Source organism: Rhodococcus sp. 4CII (genome assembly GCF_014256275.1).
Taxonomy (GTDB): domain Bacteria; phylum Actinomycetota; class Actinomycetes; order Mycobacteriales; family Mycobacteriaceae; genus Rhodococcus_F; species Rhodococcus_F wratislaviensis_A.
In genome coordinates this window covers 2503857-2525445 of record NZ_JACCFE010000002.1, presented here as the reverse complement: position 1 = coordinate 2525445, position 21589 = coordinate 2503857, and the positions used below count along the sequence as shown (strand labels likewise).

The 21589-nt window shown below is 64.4% G+C and carries 19 protein-coding genes; 2 read left to right on the top strand and 17 right to left on the bottom strand.

The window, feature by feature from the left end:
- Positions 1-240: 240 nt before the first annotated feature.
- From H0B43_RS12230 to H0B43_RS12165, 14 genes are all read right to left on the bottom strand, one after another.
- Positions 241-1908 (bottom strand): AMP-binding protein, encoded by a 1668-nt coding sequence (locus H0B43_RS12230; RefSeq protein ID WP_185727646.1) that lies wholly within the window; start codon positions 1906-1908, stop codon positions 241-243.
- Between the two features lie 202 nt (positions 1909-2110).
- Positions 2111-3556: an aldehyde dehydrogenase gene (locus tag H0B43_RS12225; protein ID WP_185727647.1), complete on the bottom strand. Its 1446-nt coding sequence runs from the start codon at positions 3554-3556 to the stop codon at positions 2111-2113.
- Between the two features lie 67 nt (positions 3557-3623).
- On the bottom strand, positions 3624-4661 hold the full coding sequence (locus tag H0B43_RS12220; protein ID WP_185727648.1) for an ABC transporter ATP-binding protein: 1038 nt from the start codon (positions 4659-4661) through the stop codon (positions 3624-3626).
- A gap of 56 nt (positions 4662-4717) precedes the next feature.
- Positions 4718-5248, bottom strand: a complete 531-nt coding sequence (locus H0B43_RS12215; RefSeq protein WP_185727649.1) for a hypothetical protein — start codon at positions 5246-5248, stop codon at positions 4718-4720.
- Complete coding sequence (locus H0B43_RS12210; protein ID WP_185727650.1) at positions 5245-5826, bottom strand: hypothetical protein; 582 nt, start codon at positions 5824-5826, stop codon at positions 5245-5247. The genes H0B43_RS12215 and H0B43_RS12210 overlap by 4 nt, the downstream gene beginning before the upstream one ends.
- The gene (locus H0B43_RS12205; protein ID WP_185727651.1) at positions 5802-7286 is read right to left on the bottom strand and encodes an MCE family protein; all 1485 of its coding nucleotides are present in this window, start codon (positions 7284-7286) and stop codon (positions 5802-5804) included. The genes H0B43_RS12210 and H0B43_RS12205 overlap by 25 nt, the downstream gene beginning before the upstream one ends.
- Complete coding sequence (locus tag H0B43_RS12200; protein WP_185727652.1) at positions 7286-8425, bottom strand: MCE family protein; 1140 nt, start codon at positions 8423-8425, stop codon at positions 7286-7288. The genes H0B43_RS12205 and H0B43_RS12200 overlap by 1 nt, the downstream gene beginning before the upstream one ends.
- Positions 8422-9618 (bottom strand): MCE family protein, encoded by a 1197-nt coding sequence (locus H0B43_RS12195; protein ID WP_252189815.1) that lies wholly within the window; start codon positions 9616-9618, stop codon positions 8422-8424. The genes H0B43_RS12200 and H0B43_RS12195 overlap by 4 nt, the downstream gene beginning before the upstream one ends.
- Positions 9619-9635: 17 nt before the next feature.
- Positions 9636-10637: an MCE family protein gene (locus H0B43_RS12190; protein WP_185727654.1), complete on the bottom strand. Its 1002-nt coding sequence runs from the start codon at positions 10635-10637 to the stop codon at positions 9636-9638.
- Entirely contained in the window at positions 10637-11644 is a 1008-nt protein-coding gene (locus tag H0B43_RS12185; RefSeq protein WP_185727655.1) for an MCE family protein, read from the bottom strand. The genes H0B43_RS12190 and H0B43_RS12185 overlap by 1 nt, the downstream gene beginning before the upstream one ends.
- On the bottom strand, positions 11644-12807 hold the full coding sequence (locus tag H0B43_RS12180; RefSeq protein ID WP_185727656.1) for an MCE family protein: 1164 nt from the start codon (positions 12805-12807) through the stop codon (positions 11644-11646). The genes H0B43_RS12185 and H0B43_RS12180 overlap by 1 nt, the downstream gene beginning before the upstream one ends.
- A gap of 1 nt (position 12808) precedes the next feature.
- The gene (locus tag H0B43_RS12175; RefSeq protein WP_252190200.1) at positions 12809-13594 is read right to left on the bottom strand and encodes an ABC transporter permease; all 786 of its coding nucleotides are present in this window, start codon (positions 13592-13594) and stop codon (positions 12809-12811) included.
- 132 nt (positions 13595-13726) lie between these two features.
- On the bottom strand, positions 13727-14521 hold the full coding sequence (locus H0B43_RS12170) for an ABC transporter permease (protein ID WP_185727657.1): 795 nt from the start codon (positions 14519-14521) through the stop codon (positions 13727-13729).
- A 53-nt stretch (positions 14522-14574) separates the two neighbouring features.
- The gene (locus H0B43_RS12165) at positions 14575-15678 is read right to left on the bottom strand and encodes an NAD(P)-dependent alcohol dehydrogenase (protein WP_185727658.1); all 1104 of its coding nucleotides are present in this window, start codon (positions 15676-15678) and stop codon (positions 14575-14577) included.
- 307 nt (positions 15679-15985) lie between these two features.
- On the opposite strand from H0B43_RS12165, the gene H0B43_RS12160 reads away from it, so the two are divergent.
- On the top strand, positions 15986-17344 hold the full coding sequence (locus H0B43_RS12160; RefSeq protein ID WP_185727659.1) for a bifunctional lysozyme/C40 family peptidase: 1359 nt from the start codon (positions 15986-15988) through the stop codon (positions 17342-17344).
- An 83-nt stretch (positions 17345-17427) separates the two neighbouring features.
- On the opposite strand, the gene H0B43_RS12155 is transcribed toward H0B43_RS12160, so the two are convergent.
- The 3 genes from H0B43_RS12155 to H0B43_RS12145 are packed head-to-tail and all read right to left on the bottom strand — an operon-like array spanning position 17428 to position 19503.
- Positions 17428-17856, bottom strand: a complete 429-nt coding sequence (locus tag H0B43_RS12155) for a DUF2834 domain-containing protein (RefSeq protein ID WP_185727660.1) — start codon at positions 17854-17856, stop codon at positions 17428-17430.
- Position 17857: 1 nt separating this feature from the next.
- A complete protein-coding gene (locus H0B43_RS12150; protein WP_185727661.1) occupies positions 17858-18175 on the bottom strand; it encodes a 2Fe-2S iron-sulfur cluster-binding protein in 318 nt (105 codons plus the stop codon).
- Positions 18176-18180: 5 nt separating this feature from the next.
- Positions 18181-19503, bottom strand: a complete 1323-nt coding sequence (locus H0B43_RS12145) for a cytochrome P450 (protein ID WP_185727662.1) — start codon at positions 19501-19503, stop codon at positions 18181-18183.
- A 601-nt stretch (positions 19504-20104) separates the two neighbouring features.
- On the opposite strand from H0B43_RS12145, the gene H0B43_RS12140 reads away from it, so the two are divergent.
- Positions 20105-21199 carry an alpha/beta hydrolase gene (locus tag H0B43_RS12140; RefSeq protein WP_213015128.1) on the top strand — a complete coding sequence of 365 codons (1095 nt, stop codon included), beginning with the start codon at positions 20105-20107 and terminating at the stop codon, positions 21197-21199.
- The last annotated feature ends 390 nt before the right edge of the window (positions 21200-21589 follow it).

Sequence of the window (21589 nt, the reverse complement as noted above, 5' to 3'; positions counted from 1 at the left end):
GTCGGTGAAACAGGAACCTCGGGACGCGAGTCTCGAGGGGATTCTCGGTCGTTCACGGCCGAGAGGACGTCAACTAAGTCTCTCCTTTACCCGGCCGGTGACACGTCACCTCGACGAGTGATCTTCGTACGCCCTTGGAGTGAGATTGCTTCGTCGGGGGCCGGGGGGAACGAAATGGGGGCTGCCGCAACATCGTTGCGACAGCCCCCTGCTCGGGGTACTCGGCAGTGCCGGGTGGCCCTACTCGTTGCCGGTCAGTTCGGCCGCCCGCTTGCGAAGCAAGAACTTCTGAATCTTTCCGGTGGCGGTGGTGGGAAGCTGATCGACGACGACCACCTTCTCGGGAATCTTTTGCATCATGGCCTTCCGCTCGTTTCGGAGGAAGTCGGCCAGCTCGTCCAAGGTCGGCGCGGGACCGTTCACCTCGATGAAGGCGCACACCTTCTCGCCGAGGCGGGGATCCGGCATGGACACCGCGGCCGCGCCCGTGATACGCGGATGTGCCAGAAGGTGTTCTTCCACCTCACGCGCGGAGATATTCATACCGCCGCGGATGATCAGGTCCTTGATCCGTCCCGTGACCCGCAGATAACCCTCTGCGTCGACCCGCCCCAGATCACCCGAGGCGAGGAAGCCTCGACTATCGATCGATGCCGCCGTGCGCTCGGAATCGCGCCAGTAGCCGAGGAAGATACCCGGCCCACCGTAGAACATCTGGCCTTCCTCGCCGGCCGTCACGACGGCGCCCTCCTCGTCGCGGATCTCGAGCTCGACCCCGTCGAAGGCCCGTCCGTCGGAGGAAAGTACTTTCTCGATAGGGTCGTCGGCGCGCACAGCGGTAACCAGCAGTCCCTCGCTGCTGCCGTACACCGGGAGCAGTGTGCAAGCGGGCAGAGCTTTCTTCCACTCCCTCAGAAGGCTTTCCGGGATGGGAGCCCCGGCGCTGACCCACATTCGCATCGTGCTGACGTCGTGGTCGGCGCCGGCATCGAAGGCACCGAGGGCCATCTGGAGGAACGGTGTTGCGGCCATGCTGATCGTCGCCTTGTACTCCGCGATACGTCGGAGCGCCTCGCCCGGTTCCCACACGTCGAGGAGATGGATGCCGCTGCCGAGGATCAGCGGTGCCGCAACACCCACGGCGAGTCCGGTCGCATGCGTGACGGGGGAGGGCATGAACATCACATCGTCCGGGTTCAGGCCCATCACGTGCCCGCCGAGTCCGTAGACGGTGAACGAGAGCGTGTTGAAGGTGTGCTGGCAGCCCTTCGGCCGCGACTCGGTTCCCGAGGTGTAGATGATGGCGTGGGCCGCATCGGCGGACGGCGGCGGCCCGAGTTCGTCGTCACCGGGGACGTGGTCGCCGGCGGTGAGTGAATCGAACGCGATCTCGTCTGCCCCCGCTGCTCCGCGCACGACGACGACATGCTCGAGTCCGGGCACCTCCGGGCGGACCTCGGCCAGCATGTCGGTGTACCGGAATTTCCGGAATTCCTCTGTGACGAAGGAGATCTTGGCACCGGAGTGCTCGAGAACGTACCGGACTTCGTCGTGCCGGTACACCGGCATCGTCGGCACGAGCACGGCGCCGATCCTGGCGAGTGCCACGTAGATGACGACGAATTCGTTCCAGTTCGGCAACTGGACCTGGACGCGATCACCGCTGACGACGCCGAGCTTTTTCAGTGACGCCGCGAGACGGTACGCCTGCGCCCGCAGCTCGGCTCGGGTGAGTGATCCGTAGCCGTCGGTGACGGCGACGAAGTCCGGGTCGACCGTCGCCCAGCGGTCCACGTGCTCGGCCAGGCTCTCGTCGCGCCAATAGCCGTTCGATCGGAACGCCTCGAGGGTGCCCGCACTGTAGCGGTCCTCGGGGAGAATGGCTCCCGCGTATTCCATTACATCCATGCGCGGATCCTTGCTTTCAGGTGCCTCTCCTCGACAGGAGGCAGGCCAGAGTGATTGGTCTAATCATAATGCCGACCGGCGTGCGATAGAAGGTATGAACGGACGCGTTCTCCTCCTTCAGGATGAGGGAAATACCCCGTCGGGATGAGTGCTCCGTGGAGGGTGCAGGTACGGCGCGTCTGCCGCACCCGCACCCGGGGTGTCACAAGTAGATCGACTTCTGCACGAGGTAGGCGGAGAGTGCTTCCGGGCCCAGTTCGCGGCCGAGACCGCTGGATTTGACACCACCGAAGGGTGCCGTGGGATCGGGCAGGTAGCCGTTGATGCCGATCGTTCCCGTCTGGACGCGCCGGGCGACGGCGACCCCATGGTCGTGATCGGCCGTGAAGACGGTGCCACCGAGCCCGAAGTCGCTGTCGTTCGCGATACGGATCGCCTCCTCGTCGTCGCGGTACGAAATGATCGACAGCACCGGGCCGAAGATCTCCTCCTGGGCGATGGTGTAGTTGTTGTCCACGTCCGCGAAGATGGTCGGCTCGACGAACCATCCCTTGTCGAGGGCTGCGGGACGTCCGCCACCGACCGTGATGCGGGCGCCGTCGCCCTTGCCCTTCGCGATGTAGGACTCCACGCGGTCACGCTGCCGGGCGCTCGCCATGGGGCCGATCATCGTGGCGGGGTCGAGGGAACTTCCCACGGTCAGCGATCCGGCCAGAGCGCTGAAGGTATCGACCACTTCCTGGTAACGCGACTGCGGTGCGAGTACACGGGTGCCGAGGTAGCAGACCTGTCCGTTGTTCAACATGGTCGCGCCGAACAACTGCTCCCCGACGGTGGCAAGATCCAGGTTCGCGTCGTCGAGGATGATGGCCGCCGATTTTCCACCCAGTTCCAGCGTGACCGGCCTGAGCAGTCGACCGCAGGCCTCGGCGATGTTGCGACCGGCAGCCGACGACCCGGTGAACGCGACCTTGTCGATGCCGGGGTGCGAGACCAGGTACGCGCCCAGGTCGCGGCCACCGGGCACGATGTTGATCACGCCGGCCGGAAGGGCCGCCTCTTCGATGGCTTCCGCGAGAACATAGCTGTCGAGGACCGTTTCGGGAGACGGCTTGATGACGATCGTGCACCCGGCAGCGAGAGCCGGCGCATACTTGAATGCCGCGAGCGTCTGCGGAAAGTTCCAGGGAACGATAGCGCCGACCACACCGATCGGGGCCTTGGTCACGAGAGTCGATCCGCCCAGCAGGCCCGGACGAGTTTCCTCGAACCCGTCGTTCTCGATCAGGCCCGCGTAATAGCGGAGCAGGATCTGAGGAAAGACCGCTTCCAGCCTTTCGGCGACGGCGACGGGCATGCCGTTCTGTGAGCTCACAGCCTGGACCATTTCGGGTGCGCGCTTGTCGAGCGCGTCAGCCAGGCGGTTCAGTGCCTGTGCTCGCCGCGACGGCTCCCACTGCGACCACCCGGTCGGATCGTCGAAGGCCTGGCGCGCCGCAACGACAGCGGCGTCCATATCGGCCTCGGCCCCGTCGGGGGCGTGACCGACCACCTGCTCGTCGTTGGGTGACACGACCGTGATCACGCCACTGGAAGTGGGCGCGTGCCACTCGCCTCCGATGAAGAAGGCGTTGTTGTTCGTCGTCATGACGGGTTCCTCTCGTTGATCTGAGTTGTGTTGCTGTTCTTGCCGATTCGTTCGCTGGGGCGGTGGATTACACGGATTCGAGGGGTTCCTCGTACAGCGGGAATTCCTCGGTGTCGTAGGTCCCGAAGCCCTCCTCGAAGCTTTCCTGGATGGCGATCTGGGCGCTCTCGGGCAGGGTGTGCATGATCTCGCGGACACGTTCCTGGCGGCGGGCGACGGCCTGTCGGAACGGCATTCCGGGGGTTGCTTTCATCTGCGGGACGATGCCTTCGACGTCGTCGACACCGCCGGCGTGGTGGCCGGCGTCGACCATGGCCTGCTCGGCGGCCATGGTCGCTTCGTCCTTTTCCTCGGACATGCCGATCGGGCCGATCATGGTGCCGTTGAGGAATTGCTTGACCACCGGTTCATCCGAGGTGAGCAGCACTTCGCGGGGTCCGAACATCACCAGTTTCCGGCGGAAGAGCATCCCGATGTTGTCCGGGACCGTGCGTGCGAGGTTGATGTTGTGCGAGACGATCAGGATCGTCGCGTCGATCTCGGCGTTGATGTCGATCAGCGTCTGGGAGATGTAGGTGGTGCGGACGGGATCCAGACCGGAGTCGGGTTCGTCGACGAGGATGATCTGCGGGTCGAGCACCAGGGCGCGGGCGAGGCCGGCGCGTTTGCGCATACCTCCGGAGATCTCGCCGGGCAGTTTGTCCTCGGCCCCTAGCAGACCGACGAGTTCCATCTTCTCCATGACGATCTTGCGGACGTCGGATTCGGATTTCTTGGTGTGCTCCCGCAGCGGGAACGCGACGTTGTCGTACAGGTTCATCGACCCGAACAAGGCACCGTCCTGGAACAGCACCCCGAACAGTTTGCGGATCTCGTACAGCTCCTTGGAAGAGCACTCGAGAATGTTGGTGCCGTCGATCACGATCGACCCCTGCTCCGGGCGGAGCAACCCGATCAGCGATTTCAGGAACACCGACTTACCCGTACCCGACGGCCCGAGCAACGCACTGACCTCGCCGGCGGGAAGGGTCAATGAGACGTCCTGCCAAATCTTCTGCGAGCCGAACGACTTGGTCAGTCCTTCGACGGATACCTCGACACCCACGACTACCTCCTACTATTGCGAAAACATCGGCTGATCCCCATGTTTCGGGGAACTGGTCAGACCGGGGTCATTTCCGTCATGACCCACGCGCCCTCCTGTTCGGTCATGCCGACTCGGACGCGGCTTCCGTCCAATTTCGGGGCGGCGCTGTCGGTGCTGGTGGTTGACTGGTTGACGAAGAACAGCAGCGTCACTGCGTGTTCCGATGCGGAGACGACGGAGGATTCGACGACGGTCGCCGAGGTCACGACCTGGCGTTGTTTCGCCGACGGGATGATGACCTCTTTGCCGACGCTGTCGAACTGGCCGCGCAGGTCGCCGCCAAGACTGGGCAGGATGTCGGCGAAGTGGGCGTCGATGGTGTTGAAGTCGTACGAGAGCACGTCCGCGACCAGTTGGGTGGCGCGGTCGCGCGCCTGTGCCTGCGCGATGCTCACCTGCCGGCGATCGTGAACCTGGAGTGTGATGGCGACGGCCGCCGCGACGAGCCCACCGGCGAGGAGCACGGCGAGGTATCGGGTGGCCCGCCGCCGCGCGAAGGACCAGGAGGCGACCGCTTCCGGTATCCGGGCGAGTGTGTTTCTCATGCTACGAACTCCACATCTGAGACGAGCCAGCGGCCGTCTACCGAATCGAGAGAGACCTTCATGCGGTACACCCGGATCTCTCCGTCGGGTGCCTCGGTGTTCTTCACCGTGGAGGTCACGGCGGCGAGGACTACTCCGTGGTCGTCGTCGGACGTGACGAGGCCGGCTTCCTTCACTTCGCCGGTCGACTCCACCTGTCCCTGGTTCAGCACGTCACCGAAACTTCCCGACGCACTGGTGAACTGGTCCCGGAACGGCCCGGTGGTGCCGTCGGCGACGCGCTGGATGTCCTCGTCCACGCTCTGATGCCTCAGCGTGACCAGATTGACGACCACTTGGCGGGCCGTCTCGAGTATCTGTTCGTCTCGTGATTGTGCTGCTTGCTCCGCTCGCAGGTTCGTCCACGAGACGCCGCCGACGACAAGGGCGGCGAGGGCGACGAGTGCGATTGCCGCCATCGTCGCGATGAACCCTCGGGTACTGTTACGCACCTCGGAGTCGGCTGTCGCGGCCGCGGCATCGTTTCCGGCGTGATCGAGGTCCGGTTCGACCTCTACCGGAGCAGTAGTGCCTGCCATGTCAATTCCTCCTCTAGCTTTGGTGCAGAAACGCTGGCGATCGAGTACAGATCGCCGTTCGGTGCCCGGAAGTTCCCGGTGATCGGGTCATACGGGACGCTGGTGGTGCCGTCGGAAACAATCGCCTGCGGGGGCGTCCATGAAGCCGGTGCGACGGTCAGGGGTTCGGGAACTTCGGGAGCCGGCAGGCTCGCGATCGGTCCCGTGTTCGGTGCGCCGGTGTCGGTCGACGGGGGCGAATACGGTTGTCCGGGCCGTGCCAGCATTTCCGGCCAGGTGGACGGCAGGCCGCCGGGGCAGTTCGCGATCTCGGCGGTGCGCACCGCGGGATTCGTCGCGCAGGGGATGTTCCGTGCTCCGCGTGCGACCCGCGGATCTGCCTGCGGGAGCTTGCAGTAGGAATTTTCCGGCGCCGGAGCCGAACTGACGTCGCTGGGGTCGCGGCGCTGCGTTTCCTGGTAACCCTCGGTGCAGGGGACCGGGTTCGCGGAGTTGCCGAGTTTGACGTCCAGGGCGCCCTGGCCGTACACCCGGTCGTCGGTTTGGACTCCCCGGTGCATGTAGTTGATCGACGCGGACACCGCCGGATAGATCACCAGGATTTGCTGTATCCCGGGAATGTTGACCCGTGCCACCTCACCCACGGTCTGGAGATTCGCCAGCAGCAGCGGAACGGTGGGGCGGACGTCGTCGAGGGTACCGCTGACGGTGTCGAAGAACTGCGATCCGTTGTCGAGGACACCGCGAAGCTGTGCGTCGCTCATCACCAACTGCTCGGAGAACGAGGACAGATCGCGGGAGAAGCTCGCGATGTCGGCACGGGAGTCGACCCCGGCGGCGAGGACTGGCTCGGCGTCGTCGAGCAGGGTTCGGGTGGAACCGATCTTGGCCTGCGCGAGGTCGATCAGGGGGCGGGATGAGTCGATGAGCCGCGACAGGGCCGGTCCCGCCCCGTTGAAGGCGGTGTATGCCTCGTCGACGGTGACTCGGAGGTCGTCCTTGGGCAGCTCGGAGAGGAGCACGTTCACCTTGTCGACGACCTCGGAGGCGGGCACCGGGATCTCAGTGTTCGCCTCGGTGATCACGTCACCGTCCGCGAGGAAGGGGCCTTCGGAGGACTCCGGAACGATGTCCAGATATTGCTCGCCGATGGCCGAGACGCTGCGGACGAATGCCTGGCTGTTCGCCGGAACAGCGAAGTCGGAATTGAGCTGTAATTCTGCGGACGCCCGATCAGGGCGAACGACGATCGACTTCACGACGCCGACGTCGACGCCGCGATACGTCACCAGGGAGTTCACATAGAGTCCTCCGGCGCGGTCGAACTCCGCCGTGATCGTGTACATGCCGATCCCGGTGACCCGTTTGAGCCCGAGGTAGTTGACCGCGGCGTTGCCCACGGCGAGAACTGCCACGACACTGAAGACGATGAGCTGGAAGCGAACGAGTTTCGATCTCATCAGCGCGGTGCTCCGTTCTGCGGTGCGGACGTCGCTGGTCCGCCGGATGTCGTTGCACCGGTGGGTGCCAACAGCGGATTCACCGCTTGGCGAGCCGGGTTCAGTCCCGCCAACTCGTCGAGAGGAATGCTGCCGAGAACCTTTCCGCCAACCGTCTCGGCGCTGACGTCGAGGGTGAGGAAGAGATTCATGTAGTCGCCCCGCACGGCGCGCTGGGTGGTCGTGACCGGGAACGGTATGGTTCCAGCGATCTTCAGCGATTCTGGCAGGTGATCACCGGCCGCGGCGAGCTGTGAGAGCACCGGCTGCAGCGACCGCAGATTCGCGTCGAGATCGTCGCGGCTGCTCTCCAGCACCTTCGTGGCGACCTCACCGAAACGCCCCACGTCGTCGAGCATCGTGGTGAGTTGCTTCTGCTGTTCGTCGAGGATTTGCATCGCCGGCTGGATCGAGGTGATGCCTCGATCGATCGTCTGATTCTGGCTGGCCAGTTCCGCGCCGAGGCGATCGAGCCCGTCGATCGCGCGGACGATGTCGTCGCGTTGCTGGTCGACACCGCCGACGAACTCTTCGAGGTTGCCGAAGAGGCTGCGGAGTGATTCCTCGCGGCCACCCAGAACGCGGTTCAGCTCGGAGGTCACGGTGCGGATCTGTTGCAAACCACTGCCGTTGAGCACGAGGGCCAGCGCCGAAAGCACCTCTTCGGTCGACGGGTACTGACTGGTGCGGTCGAGGGGGATCACGTCCCCGTCGGCGAGTGCGCCGACCGCCTCGACACCGGGCGGCACCGTCAGCTCGAGGTACTGGGAGCCGAGCACACTGGTTTGCGCGAGTTTGGCGCTGACGTTCGCCGGGATCTCGGCGTCGGGATCGATTTCGAGTGTCAGTTTGGCACCCCAATTGTCACCTGCGATGTGGCTGATATTCCCCACGATGACGTTGTTGGCCTTCACCGGCGAGTTGCCCACGAGATTCTGGATATCCGCGAGCTCGACCGTCACCTCGTGTGCGTCGCCCCCGACCACGTTGCCGGGCAGCCCGATCGAATTGATCCCGTCGAATCGGCACCCGGCCGCCGCGGCCACGACGCCGACGAGCATGGTCACGGTGAGCGCCGACCTCCGAATTGAACTCGTCATCGTGGTCCCTCCGGAAGAATGAGGTTCTGGAAGCTCTGGGTGATGGAGGCGACGGGATCACTCGGGCCGTGGGATCCCGGCGCGCCTGCCGGCGGAGTCGGATTGGCGACGGGTGCTGACGTTGCCTGTTGCACGGCCGCATTGGCCAAAGGTGCGGCGAAAGCCCCGGCAGCGGTGGCGCATTCATTCGCGGGTGCGTCGACCGTGGTCAAGAGCGCGCAGATGAGCGAGCGCGGGTCCGGCATCTCGGGCACGGCGAGGGCGCCCGTGAGTGAGTTGGCGTCGGGATCGTAAATGTTGTAGAAGTCCGACAGCGCCGTCGGTCCGGCGTGCAGGATCGACATCAGGGTGTCCTGCCGATCGACGAGCAACCGGGTGATGGTTTCGAGCTGCCCGGCATTCTCGACCAGTGCCCCACGGTTGTCTTCGACGAACTTCGTGACTTCCTGGAACGTGGTCAGCATGCTGCTGAGCAGTGCGTCGAGCTCGGTCCGGTTGGCGTTGAGCAGCCCCGACACGTTGGCCAGTTCACCGCTGAACGCCCGAATCTGCTGGTCGCTGGCGGCGAGGGCGGAAGAGAACTTCTGCAGGTTCTCGACGGTGCCGAACAGATCTTCGCCGCTCGCGTTCAGTGTGGTGGCGGCGTCGGAGAGGTGGGTGAGGGAATCGTGCAGTGCGGTACCCGTTCCGTCCAGGGTGTGGGCGGTGCTGCTCACGAAGCGATTGAGTGAACCGTCAGGGTGCTCCGGGGTGCGGCCTGCATCCTCGCTGAGTTTGACCACCTGCTTCTTGATCTCGTCGAACTCGACGGGTACGGCGGTCCGGTCGAGCGGGATCTCGTCGCCGTCCGACAGAGTCGGTCCACCCGAGTACGCCGGTGCCAGCTGGATGTAGCGGCCGGTCACCAGGGTGGGCGCGACGACCGCGGCCTTCGCGTCGGCGGGGACGTCGTACTCGTTGTCGTAATCGAACTCCACCCGGACCCGTTCGCCGTCCGGTTCGATCGTCGTGATGCGGCCGACCTCGACGCCGAGAATCATCACTCGGTCTCCGACGTACATGCCGGTGGTGTTCCGGAAGTAGGCCGTGACGTGGTTGACGGAGTGGTTTTCGATCCAGGCGGCGGTCAGCAACCCGACTATGGCGACCGCGATCACCACGGCGAGCAGTCTCGCAGGCAGTGCCCGTGCCATCTCACGTACCGATGCCATCAGCGCGGCCCCCCGAAACTTCCGGGAAGCTGCCCGGAGAGATTGGCCGGGACGATGTTGTGCAGCAGCACCCCGAAGAACGGTCCGCTGCCCACCGCCTCACCGACCTGCCTCGCGAACCGTTCGAGGCCGGTGAGCGACGCGTTGATGTTGTCGTAATTGCTGTTCAATGTGGCCACCAGAGTCTTCATCTGATCGAGAGTGGGTCCGAGAGTGCCTGCGTTGTCGCGGGACAGCCCGGTGAGGGCATCGGCCACCTGCCGGGACTGCACGAGGACGTGATGGATGGTGTCCGCCCGGTTGTTCAGCGCGGCGAAAAGCGACTGGCCTTGGCCGAAGAGTGCAGAGACCTGGCCGTCCCGATCCGCGAGGATCTTGGACACGTCGGCCGCACCCGCGAGCAACCGACGCAGTTCCTCGTCCCGGCTCGATACCGTCTCGGACAGGCGGGACAGGCCGTCGAGAGAGGACCTCAGGTCCGGCGGAAGCTCGTCCTCGACCGAAGAGACCTGCTCGAGTGCGCCGGACAGGTTGACGGTGTCGGTCTCGGACACCTTGTCGGTGACCTCCTCGAGTGCCCGGGTGATGTCGTATCCCGAGCTGGTCTGCGCCAGGGGGATGGTCGAGTTCTCGGCGAGTTCGCCGTGACGCCCCGGAGTGATCTCCACGTACCGCCGACCGAGAGCAGTTTCGACCTTGATCGCTGCCGTCGTGTCGTCGCCGAGCCCGACCGCACCACTGTCGACATCGAACTCGACGTCGACCTTTCCGTCACTGATCGAAAGCTTCTTCACCTCACCGACTTTCACGCCGGCGATTTGCGTGGTGTCACCGACGGCGAGGCCACTGGCATCGGCGAACTCGGCATGGTAGGTAGTGGCCGTGTTGATACCGGGGATGGACTTGAAGTTGAGCGCAAGGAAGAGGACCCCGATCAGGACGGCTGTTCCGATCAGTCCCATGCGGAACGCATCCCGCTCGAGGAAGGACTTCTGAGCCATCACTGGCACCTTTCTGCGGGGGCCTTGAACATCGGTGTGACGCCGCCGGGGCCCGGCCCGGACGCGTACTTGATCGCGAGACCGCAGACGAAGAAGTTCACGAAACTGCCGTAGCCCGCGACGCGGCTGATGAGGCGGTAGTCCTCGGGCAATGTGGAGAGCACCATGTTCAGGGTGTCGGTGTTGGCGTTGAGGTTGCCCGCGAGATCACCCAACGCGACGACGTCCTGCGCGATCGCCGGCCGGTTCTGGTCGAGCACACTCGCGAGACTGTCGGTGACGTGGTCGATGTTCACCAGGGAGTTGGTGATCAGATCACGGTCACCGTCGAGGCCCGCGACCAGCCGCTGAAGCTGATCGATGAGCGTCGAAAACTGGTCACCGCGATTGTTCACGGTCCCGACGACGGTGTTGAAGTTGCTCACCACTTGACCGATCGCCTGGTCCCGGTCCGCCAGCGTGTTGCTCGAGGACCCGATCTGACTCACCAGACGCCCGATGCTCGCCTCCTGGCCGTTGAGTACCTCGATCAGGGAGGCGGACAGTTGATTGGTCTGATCCGGGTCGAGCCCCTGCAGGAGGGGCCGGAACCCGTTGACCACCTGGTCGAGGTCGAGTGCCGGGGTGGTCTGCTGGAGTGGAATCGGGCCGTCGAGCGCACCGATGGCACCCGGTCCGTTCGACAACTCCACGTAACGGTCACCGATCAGGTTCTTGTACTTGATCCGTGCCGTGGTCCCCTCCGTCAGAGGGCGCTCGGTGGACAGGGTGAACGACACCACCGCGGTGCCGTCCGCGGCCAACTCCACCCCTTTCACCTTGCCCATCGGAACACCGCCGACCTTGACGTCCTCGCCGTTGCCCAGGCCGGACGCGTTCGCGAAGACGGCCTGATAGGTGTTTGTGCTACCGAAGCGCATGTTGCCCACCACCGTCGCCACACCGAACCCCGTCAGCGAGGTGACCAGGACGAAGATCAGCAACTTGATTCCCGGTGCCTTCGTCATCAGCGTCCACCTCCGAACATGAACTGCGCGAACGGGTTGCCGATCAGATCGTCGATACCGTGCGCGGGTTGGTAGGCGTGGCTGCCGTCGTCGAAATCGGTGTGCCCGGGTGCCTGCCCGGGGTCGTAACACCGCGGTGCGCCGTGCGCACCGTTCTTCGGCGCGTTCTTCGGGTACGTGTACGGCGGATCGCCCATCAACAGGGTGCCGAGGATGTTCAGCCCGGCCTGATCGCTACCACCGACGGTGCGCTCGAGATACCTGTTGGTCTGGTCCATGCTCGCCAGGAAGCACGGATACATCGGCGCATTCTGCGCGAGCAGTGCCGTCGTCGGTTCCAGCGCATCCAGCGACTTCTCCAACGGGTCACCGGAAGCCTCGAAGAAACTCCGTCCGCTGTTGCCGAAACCGCTGAAACTGAGGAGGAACGCGCTGAACTGATCCCTTTTCGCGGGCAACGTGTCACCTGTGGTGCTGACATGGTCGACGGTCCGCAGGAGGTCCGGAGCCGCGTCGGCGAGGACGTCGGAGACCTCCGCGCCCTTGGCCAGGTCGCGCTGCAACGTGGGAAGGCTGCCGTTGAACTCGGACAAGTAAGTGTCGAGCTCGACCATCATGTCTCCAAGTTGGTCGCCGCGGCCCTGCAACGACGTGGACAACGCACTCAACGTCGCGTTGACTTTCTGCGGTTCCACGGTGCGCAGCACCGTCACCAGCGAGTCGAGGAGGTCGTTCACCTCGGTGGCTACGCCGGTGCCCCGAACCACCGAGCCCGCCGACACAGTGGTCGCGGAGGGATGTTCCGGCTGCACGAGCGTGACGAACTTGCGGCCGAACAACGTGGTCGGATCGATGACGGCCGTGATGTTCTCCGGGATCGCCGACGTACGGCTCTCGTCGATGTCCATCGTGATCTGGGCTTGGTCGTCCACCAGCTGCACCTTCGACACCCGCCCGACGACGACATCTCTCATCTTGATGTCTGATCCGGGTTCGAGCATCAGACCCGACCGCGCCGAGTACAACGTCACCGGCACCGTCGAGGCGAACGATCCGCGGTAGATGCCGACGGATACCGCCGTCGCGATCGCGAACAGCGTCACCAGACACACCCCCAGGAGCACGTACACCAGGCGGCTTCGCTCTTCGATATGGCCACCCATGTCAGCCCGCCACTTTCACGGCGCCGGCGGAGCCACCGTAGACGGCGATTCCGACCAGTAGGTCGATGACCATGATCGCGATCAGGGAGGTGCGCACGGCCCGCCCGACCGCGACGCCGACTCCCGCCGGCCCGCCCTTCGCGTTGTAACCGTGGTAGCAGTGCACACACATCACCACCACCGACATCGCGAGGACCTTCACCATCGACCACGCGACGTCGCTGGGCACGAGGAATACGTTGAAGTAGTGCTGGTACGTTCCGCTCGCCTCGCCGAGGTATTCGGTAACAAGCTGGGTGGCGACGTATCCGACGAACAACGCCACCGCATACAGCGGAATCACCGCGATGATCCCGGCCATCACCCGGGTCGTCACCAGGTAGGGGAGCGACGGAATCGACATGGTCTCCATGGCATCGATCTCCTCGCTCACGCGCATCGCACCGAGTTGCGCGGTGAAACCCGCACCGACCGTCGCCGTCAGCGCAATACCCGCGATGACCGGAATGGCCTCCCGGGTATTGAAGAACGCCGAGATGAATCCGGACAGCGCGCCGATCCCGATGCGCCCCATCGAGGTAGCACCCTGCTGGCCCACTTCGTATCCGACCGCGGTGGTGAGCAGGGAGATGACGACGAGAGTTCCCCCGATGACCGCGAGGGCGCCGGTGCCCATGCTGACCTCGGCGAGTAGCCGAAGCGTTTCCTTCCGGTACCGCCGGAAAGTGCGCGGAATCGCGGTGACAGCATGGCTGTAGAAGTGGAGCTGTCGGCCCATCTCCTCCATGTGGCCGACCGGTGCGTCGACCACGCGGAGCGCGACCGTGGCAACCCTGGGTCTCGCGCCGGTGGCCCGAGTAGCTTTCGACACAGAATTCTCCCGTTGACAGCCGTCTTCGCGGCTAGAGGTGGAGCGCTGTCAGTGCAGCGCGAGAGTCGTGATAACCGAGTTGGCTAGGAAAAGCAGCAGAAAGCTGAACACGACGGTCTGGTTCACTGCGTCTCCCACACCTTTGGGTCCGCCTTTCGCGTTGAGTCCCAAATGGCACGCGACGAGTCCTGCAAGCAGACCGAACACCGCCGCCTTCACCTCGCTGACGAGGAAGTCGGGCAGTTTGGTCAGGATCGAGATCGCCGTGACGTACTGGCCCGGCGACGCACCCTGCATGTACACCGTCGCGATATAGCCGCCCACCAGGCCGACCGCCGAAACGAGGCCGTTCAGGAACATCCCGATCAACGTGGACGCCAGCACCCTCGGCACAACGAGCCGTTGAATCGGATCGATCCCCAGCACCTTCATCGCGTCGATCTCTTCACGAATCGTCCGCGAACCCAGGTCGGCGCAGATCGCGGTTGAGCCGGCACCTGCCACGACGAGAACCGTGACAACCGGGCCGATTTCCCGAATGATCGCGACGCCGGCGCCGGCGCCACTGAGGTCGACCGCACCGATCTCGGCCAGCAGGATGTTGATCTGATAGACGAACATCATGCAGAAGGGAATCGCCATCAGCAGCGCCGGGATGATCGATACACCGGCGATGAACCACGCCTGCTGCACGAACTCGCGAGCGTGGAAGGGGCGCTTGAACATGCATCGGAACGTCTCCATCGACGTCGCGTAGAACGCGCCGACCGCCGTCGGCGCGACCTGGACGGCCTTCCGGACAGCACTCGCCTTCGGCGGGCGTGCCTTCAGATCTACTGACATCGAACAGCCTTTCTCACTTATCCGGAGCATCCGACGGGCAGGCAGGGTTGCCATCACTCGTGGACGAGGACGACCTTCACTGCCTCACCTCGATGCTGCACGGCCACAGCCTCGTTGATCTGTGAGAACGGCATCGTCGTGATCAACTTGTCGAACGGGAACCTGCCCTGACGGTGGAGATCGAGAAGGTAAGGAATGAATGTGTCGGGGTCGGCATCTCCCTCGACGATCCCGCGAATCGTGTGACCGAAGAGCTGCGTCGACATCATGCCGATCGGGAGTGTGGCGGTCGGGTCGGCGGGGACCCCGATGAGGCCGAGGGAGCCCCGGACACCGAGTGACTGCAGGATCTGGTCGAGCACCGGAAGGAGGGCCGTCGTATCGATGGCGTAGTCGACGCCGTCGGGGACGATTGCCCGGATCTGCTCGGAAAGTGCACCATTCGCCGGATCGACTGCGTGGGTAGCTCCGAGGGAGAGCGCGAGCTCGCGCCGCGACTCGTGAGGTTCGACGACGATGATCGCGCCGACCTCGCGGACCACGGCAGCGAGCACTGCCGCCAGGCCGACCGAACCTGCTCCGACGATGACCAGTGACGATCCCGGAGCGACGTCGAGTGAGTTCAACACCGCGCCCGCGCCGGTCTGGATTCCACAGCCGAGCGGACCGACGAGTTCGAGAGGCGCGTCGTCCGCGACCTTCACGACATTGCGCTCGTGAGCGATGGCATGTGTCGCGAGGGAGGACTGGCCGAAGAAGTTGCCGCCGAGCGTGGCGTCGCCCGAGGTGAGTGCCGAACTGCCGTCCGGACGCGCGCCCCCGAAGTTGAACGCCATGAAACTGTGGCAGTAGGCAGGCTCGCCCTTCACGCAGTGGGCGCACTGGCCGCAACTGTTGAAGCTGATGGCGACCTTGTCGCCCTCAGCGACCTTGGTGACCCCCGATCCGACCCTCACGACCGTGCCGCTGCCTTCGTGGCCGACCACGCCCGGGAGGGGGAACGGGAGATGACCCTCCTTGACGGCCACGTCGGTGTGGCAGAGACCGACGCCGGCGATCTCGACGAGGACTTCGTGTTCCGTGGGTTCGCTCAGAGACACGGTCTCGATGGCGAAGTCTCCCGACACTTCGTTGATTACGGCGGCGCTGATCTGCACGATTGCTCCTAGATTCAGGTTGTTTCGGCGTTTGCCCGTTGTCGGGCATCACTTGCGTACGGGTGATGTTAGGTAGGTCACAAGGCCGAAAAATAGGGGTGAAGGACAAGTTCGCTCGAATCTCCCCCTTGACCCCCCCGGTGGGGGGAGATGGCGATCCGCGGCCCTGTCGCTGCGGGTCGGTCCGTAGCTCCGATGAAGTACCCGAACCACCCTCTGGTGCGACGCGGCGAGGAAAGCGCGCGGGAGAGACTCGGGTCACATCTCATGAGTCTCTTTGGCCTGGCTTACACTTCAGGAGGAAACAATGTCTGTTGACCCTTCGGCGATCATCGTCGGGGTAGCCGCGGCAATCGGGGGCTTCGTGCATGGCGCCGACCTGCCAGAGCTCGCGCAAGGCATTGCAACGCAACAGGTTCAATCGATCGTGGAGGCCGCGCCGGAGTTGGACGCGCAGATCGACGAGTCCATCGCGAATCTGCCCCGAGAAGCTCAGGACCCGGCTCGTCGAGCCGTCGACGCCGCGGCCGTTGCCGTTCAGGATGCGGTAGCCCCATATCTACCGCCCGTGCCGGTGCCGGCGACCCCGCAGGATCCGTTGCCCCCCAGAGATCCCCGACGTGAGGGCAACGTGAGTCCCCAATCCTCAGGGCCGGTCGCTACGGAGCCGTATTCCCCGTCGTGGTGGCCGTCACCGACGACGGACGATGCCCTTGCGCAGGGAGAGAGTGATGGCGCGCTGTCACAATGGGTGCCGTCGGTGCTCGATTCTTCCGCCGCTGCTTCGTCGGCTATCGGTTCGATCGCCGTCTTCGTTCCGTGGTTTCAGAAGGCGGGCGCCATCTGCGACGGCGTGAAGGCACCCGTTCTCGCTGCGCTGTACGCCGCGGAGAACGGGTTTCGCTACGGCGCAGCCGCTCCGGTGTCACCGTCCGGCGCACGTGGTCCGGGACAGTTCATGCCCGCCACCTGGGCGAGGTACGGCAAGGACGCCGACGACGACGGGAAGGCCGACATCCTCGACGTCGCAGACTCGGTCATGGCATCCGGCCACCTTCTCTGTGACATGTACGACCAGATAGAACAGTGGAAATCGGACGGTGAGGTGGTCGGAGACACGCTCGACCTCACGATCGCGGGGTACAACGCAGGTGTGGGCGCAGTCCGAAATAGTCGCGGTATGCCCTCAGGTGCGGCAGATTACGAGAATCAGACGAAGCCCTATGTCGCGAAGATCCGCGGATCCGAGTCCCGATATGCCTCCCTTCTCGGCGTTTTCGGAGGCGGGGCCGACAGTATCGGCGGTAAGATCGTCGAAGCCGCCGTCCGGTACCTCGGTCTCCCATACGTGTGGGGCGGCGGGAACGTGAATGGTCCCTCGGCGGGCGGTTTCGACTGCTCCGGTCTGACGTCCTACGCCGTCCACGCGGCCACGTCGGGGATGTCCCTTCCCCGCACCTCCGAGACGCAATGGAATGTCGGTGTGGAGGTGCCGCTCGCGGATGCGAGGCCGGGCGATCTGCTGTTCGGGAACTGGGGCCCGGCGGGCCCCGGGCATGTCGCGATCTACGTGGGGAACGGGCAGATGGTCCACGCCCCGACGACCGGCGACGTGGTACGCGTCGCACCGGTGTTCGAGGGGATGAAGGCCCGCCGGGTGGTGTGACAGCACATCGGCGTCGTGACGGAACGCGAAGTGCGCCAGGACGAGGGTCCTGGCGCACTTCGCGTGTCGGGCAACTACAGGTGTTACGTGCTCGTCGACGCACTCGATTCGCGGCCGTCCGACGCCGACACCGGCTGTCCGGGAACGTGTCTCCCCAGGAACCGCTCACGAACAATGAGATAGAACGGAAAGGCCATCGAGACGCCGATGTAGGACAGCAGAACGAAGGCCACGCCCCATTTGCGGCCCATCCCGATCCGCACGGTGTCCGTGAGAACCCACACGATGAAGACCGCCCACGCGATCAACATGTCGATGCTCAGAAAGGCCGCCGTGCCGCCCGGTTCGATGCCGTCTCCGAAGAACTCGACCGGGTTCATGATGTTGCCCCCGTCGCCCATCCAGTCGAACGCGAATGGCCACGTCAGGAGTAGCGCCGCGATCCCGGCGACGAGGTAGCAGGCATGCCGGACGTTCATTGCCGTGTTGCCGTGTAGTTGCATCGTCACCATGTCACCTGCTGTCTGCGACTCGGACGTGGATCTCGGCGTCGCTGTCACCGACGACGAGTTGGCAGGACAGGCGGGAATCGCCATCTGCCGCATCCAGATATGCGATCAGATCCGCCTCTTCGTCGGTCGGCTCGGCGAAGAAGTGCGCGTACTCCTTCGGGAGATGAACGTGGCAGGTGGCGCAGGCGCAACTGCCGGCGCATTCGGCAACGATTCCGGGGAGATTGTTGCGGAGCGATGCATTCATGAGCGTCTCGCCGGGTTCGACGTCGACCTGCTCAGTCGTCCCGTCGGGCAGATGGTAGGTAACTTTGGTCATGATTGTCACGCGAACGTCAGGTGGACAGGGAGACGCCGGAGTCCGCCGACGAAGTTGGTCTGGATCATCTTGGGATCGCCGGTTACCTCCACGCGCCGGAGGGCGGGCAGCAGCTCCTCGAGCATGACCTTCATCTCGAGCTTGGCGAGATGCTGTCCGATGCACATGTGCGGACCGTAGCCGAAGGCGATCTGCTTGTTGGGGCGTCGGTCGATGTCGAAGGTGTCCGGATTGTCGAAGACCTCGGCATCCCGGTTGCCGGATTGGAACAGGAGCATCAGGCGGTCACCGGCCTTGATGGTGCGTCCCCGGAGTTCGTAGTCGCGGAGAGCGACACGGGTGAACTGCTTCACCGGCGACACGATCCGCAGTGCCTCGTTCACGAGGTGTGGAACCAGGGTGAGGTCGCCCTGGACGCGCTCGAGGATGTCGGGACGTGCAGCGAGCTGTTGCAGGCATCCCGCGAGGGTGCTGGCCGTGGTGTCGTGGCCGGCGGTGGCGATGGCAACGAACCATCCGTAGGCGAAGGTCTTGGGGAAATATTCCCCGCTCGCGTCCTTCGCGACGGCGATGAGAGTAGCCAGATCGTCGCGCGGTTCGGCGCGCCTGCTCTCGACGAGAACATCGAAATACGCGTAGAAGTCCGCGATCGCCGCCGCCCACTGCTGTGCCGCGGCGTCGGGGGACAGGGTTTCGATGTCGTCGCGCTTCGCATCCGGGTCGGCGACTCCGAAGAGGTCCTGCGTCAGCGCCATCATGCGTGGTTCGTCTTCCACGGGAACGCCGAAGAGCGACATGATGACGTGCAGCGGGAAGAACACCGCGAACTCGTGCACGGCATCCAGGTCTTGCTTTCCGGACACGAGGCGCGTGACGGATTCCCGCGCGGTCTCGCGAATGCGGTCTTCCCACTTCTTGAGGTTCGCCGGGCGGAACCAGTCGAACGCAACGTCCTTGATCGTGGTGTGCTCCGGCGGGTCGAGGTAGGGCAGCGCGTCGAGGATGCGGAGACTTCCACCGGTGAGTGTCTTCGTGAACTCGTCACCGGCCTGATTGCTGAGAATCGGGTTGTGCGAGCCCTTGTTCTCGCCACCACCAGCGCTGAAAATCTCTGGCTGTCGCTCGATTTCCATCAGGTCGGCGTGCTTGCTGACCAGCCAGAGGGGGTCGTACCCCACTACCCGCGCCTGCCCGAGGGGCTGGTTCTCGCGGAGCCACCGGTAGGCGTCGTACAGTTTCGCGTCGTCGCTGTGCCCCTCGGGGAGAACGATCTGCCTGCCTATTTCGTCGGGAATTGTTGTGGTGTCGGCGGATTCGACTGTTGTCATGATCAACCTTCTCTCTGGGGTGGGCTGAAGAGAGCCGGACGCCTGAGTGTCACCCCCTACGTCCTCATGCTCTGTGACTCGAGTCTCATGCATGGCCGAGGCGGGTGCGTCACCCGGATGAGGTGTTTTGATCCCGCTTCGGAGGGGTTGAGCGGCGCTGAGTGCGGGTGCGTCGACTCGGAGTTCCCGCGTTACGAGACGCCCTCGCGGAGAACAGCCCTACTGCTGTCGGTACCGGGTCACCGATCTGGGGGCGATGCGGCGCAGGTGTTTCGGCCCCCGGGCGGAAGTCGCAACACCATGTTGATCACCGGCGCGCCGGGTGCGATCGAATTCCTCGCAGCACGTTTCGCCGGTGTGCGTGCTGTCGACGAATGCCGTTGACACAGTGGGACCGCCCGTCCTGCGACATACCCGTTGCCCTGGTAGGGGGATCGGCCGTTAACTCCATCGGTGAGCAATGCCCCGAAGGGGCTATATTTCCACCCCTACGGGGTAATGCGCTGGGGTGATGTGCACCATACGTTGGAGCTGCGTTAATACGAGGTTAACGCCGGTTGCTTTCAGCCAGTCGTGACCATCTGAAAGAAGTGGAGTTCCGATGGCGGTCCCCAGTTCGATCGAACGGCAGATCGCGGAGGCAACCTGCGATGTGGGCCGGACTCACCGGTCGGAGGTGGGGCCCGAGTGGAACGCACTCGGCCAACCGAACATTCTCCCTGGCAGCAGCCTTCAGTCGAAGGCCATTGCGCACCTGTTGCGTGTGACGATCAAGCCCGCGCTCGGTGTCTGGGCGCGAGTGCCGAGCACGAGCTGGGCCGCGCGAGCGGTGGACCAGGCGGCGCGTGTACTACCTCCGCTGGACGGAGTAGGGCATCGGCGCGTGCGCCTGACGAACTGCGATGCGGATTGGATCCAGGCGCACGACGCCGATCTCCACAGTGTGGTGCTCTACCTGCACGGTGGTGGATTTCTGTCCTGTGGCCTCAACACGCATCGGCGACTCGCGTCGCGAATCTCGCAGTCGGCCGATGCCAGCGTGCTCAGCGTCGACTACCGGCTCATGCCGACGCATACGATCGAAGACGCGGTAGCCGATGGTGTCGCCGGCTATCAGTGGCTGCTTGCGCGAGGATTCTCGCCCACGCAAATTGTCATTGCCGGCGATTCCGCGGGCGGATACCTCGCGTTCATGGTGGCGCTCGCCCTCGACGGCCCAGGGCTGCCACGGCCGGCCGGGCTCGTCGCGTTGTCGCCGCTCACAGACCTGGACCCGACAAGCAAGCTGCAACATCCCACGTCTGCACGATGCCCGGTTCTTCCCCGTTCTGCGCTATTGGCGTTGAGCTCTCTCGCCATGCAGGTCGAACACCGCTCTCGCGGCGTGTCGGGGCTGCCGCAGTCTCCCGTCGACGCAGACCTCCGTGGGTTACCTCCGGTTCTGCTGCAGGTGGGGTCCAAAGATCTGCTGTGCCCCGACTCACGCTTGATGTTCGATCGTCTCGTGGAAGCAGGTGTTCCGGCCTCTCTCGAGATTTGGGATGGACAGTTCCACGTGTTCCAGGTGGCCGCAGATCTCGTGCCTGAGGCGCGGAAGGCGATCGCGCGCGTCGCGGAGTTCATTCGGGGGAGGACCACCGTTCGAGGTAGCGATGCGGAAGGTGGTCACGGTGATGCGGCACTCGAGATCGCCTAGTGGCTTGGATACGCAACGCGACCTGTTGGTCCGAGCGATCGGCTATGTCATCGATCGGTTGGAGGCACCGGAATTCGTGCTTCCGTATCTGGTTCAGCTGGGGCGAGATCACCGAAACCGGAATCGACGACTCGCACTACAGCGCGGTCGGCATCGCCCTTGTCGCAGCGCTGGAAATGGTGTGTGAACCGCGCACGTGGACCACGGAGGTGGGAGCTGCGTGGCGACAGGCGATCGCGCTGGTCACCGACGTCATGACCAATGCAGCCCAGACGGAATCAGGGCCGTCGAGTTGGTTGGGACGGTGCAGCGGACACCGTAGGGTACGTGAGGATGTGGCGCCGCCTGTCACCCGCCACGCCGTGGAGTGCCGATGTAACTTTCATGTGC

What these genes read in the sequence shown, in the direction of transcription:
- H0B43_RS12230 (WP_185727646.1), bottom strand. Translation starts at nt 1,908, where the DNA reads ATGGATGTAATGGAATACGCGGGAGCCATTCTCCCCGAGGACCGCTAC.
- H0B43_RS12225 (WP_185727647.1), bottom strand. Translation starts at nt 3,556, where the DNA reads ATGACGACGAACAACAACGCCTTCTTCATCGGAGGCGAGTGGCACGCG.
- H0B43_RS12215 (WP_185727649.1), bottom strand. Translation starts at nt 5,248, where the DNA reads ATGAGAAACACACTCGCCCGGATACCGGAAGCGGTCGCCTCCTGGTCC.
- H0B43_RS12210 (WP_185727650.1), bottom strand. Translation starts at nt 5,826, where the DNA reads ATGGCAGGCACTACTGCTCCGGTAGAGGTCGAACCGGACCTCGATCAC.
- H0B43_RS12205 (WP_185727651.1), bottom strand. Translation starts at nt 7,286, where the DNA reads ATGAGATCGAAACTCGTTCGCTTCCAGCTCATCGTCTTCAGTGTCGTG.
- H0B43_RS12200 (WP_185727652.1), bottom strand. Translation starts at nt 8,425, where the DNA reads ATGACGAGTTCAATTCGGAGGTCGGCGCTCACCGTGACCATGCTCGTC.
- H0B43_RS12195 (WP_252189815.1), bottom strand. Translation starts at nt 9,618, where the DNA reads ATGGCACGGGCACTGCCTGCGAGACTGCTCGCCGTGGTGATCGCGGTC.
- H0B43_RS12190 (WP_185727654.1), bottom strand. Translation starts at nt 10,637, where the DNA reads ATGGCTCAGAAGTCCTTCCTCGAGCGGGATGCGTTCCGCATGGGACTG.
- H0B43_RS12185 (WP_185727655.1), bottom strand. Translation starts at nt 11,644, where the DNA reads ATGACGAAGGCACCGGGAATCAAGTTGCTGATCTTCGTCCTGGTCACC.
- H0B43_RS12180 (WP_185727656.1), bottom strand. Translation starts at nt 12,807, where the DNA reads ATGGGTGGCCATATCGAAGAGCGAAGCCGCCTGGTGTACGTGCTCCTG.
- H0B43_RS12175 (WP_252190200.1), bottom strand. Translation starts at nt 13,594, where the DNA reads ATGGAGGAGATGGGCCGACAGCTCCACTTCTACAGCCATGCTGTCACC.
- H0B43_RS12170 (WP_185727657.1), bottom strand. Translation starts at nt 14,521, where the DNA reads ATGTCAGTAGATCTGAAGGCACGCCCGCCGAAGGCGAGTGCTGTCCGG.
- H0B43_RS12160 (WP_185727659.1), top strand. Translation starts at nt 15,986, where the DNA reads ATGTCTGTTGACCCTTCGGCGATCATCGTCGGGGTAGCCGCGGCAATC.
- H0B43_RS12155 (WP_185727660.1), bottom strand. Translation starts at nt 17,856, where the DNA reads ATGGTGACGATGCAACTACACGGCAACACGGCAATGAACGTCCGGCAT.
- H0B43_RS12150 (WP_185727661.1), bottom strand. Translation starts at nt 18,175, where the DNA reads ATGACCAAAGTTACCTACCATCTGCCCGACGGGACGACTGAGCAGGTC.
- H0B43_RS12145 (WP_185727662.1), bottom strand. Translation starts at nt 19,503, where the DNA reads ATGACAACAGTCGAATCCGCCGACACCACAACAATTCCCGACGAAATA.
- H0B43_RS12140 (WP_213015128.1), top strand. Translation starts at nt 20,105, where the DNA reads ATGGCGGTCCCCAGTTCGATCGAACGGCAGATCGCGGAGGCAACCTGC.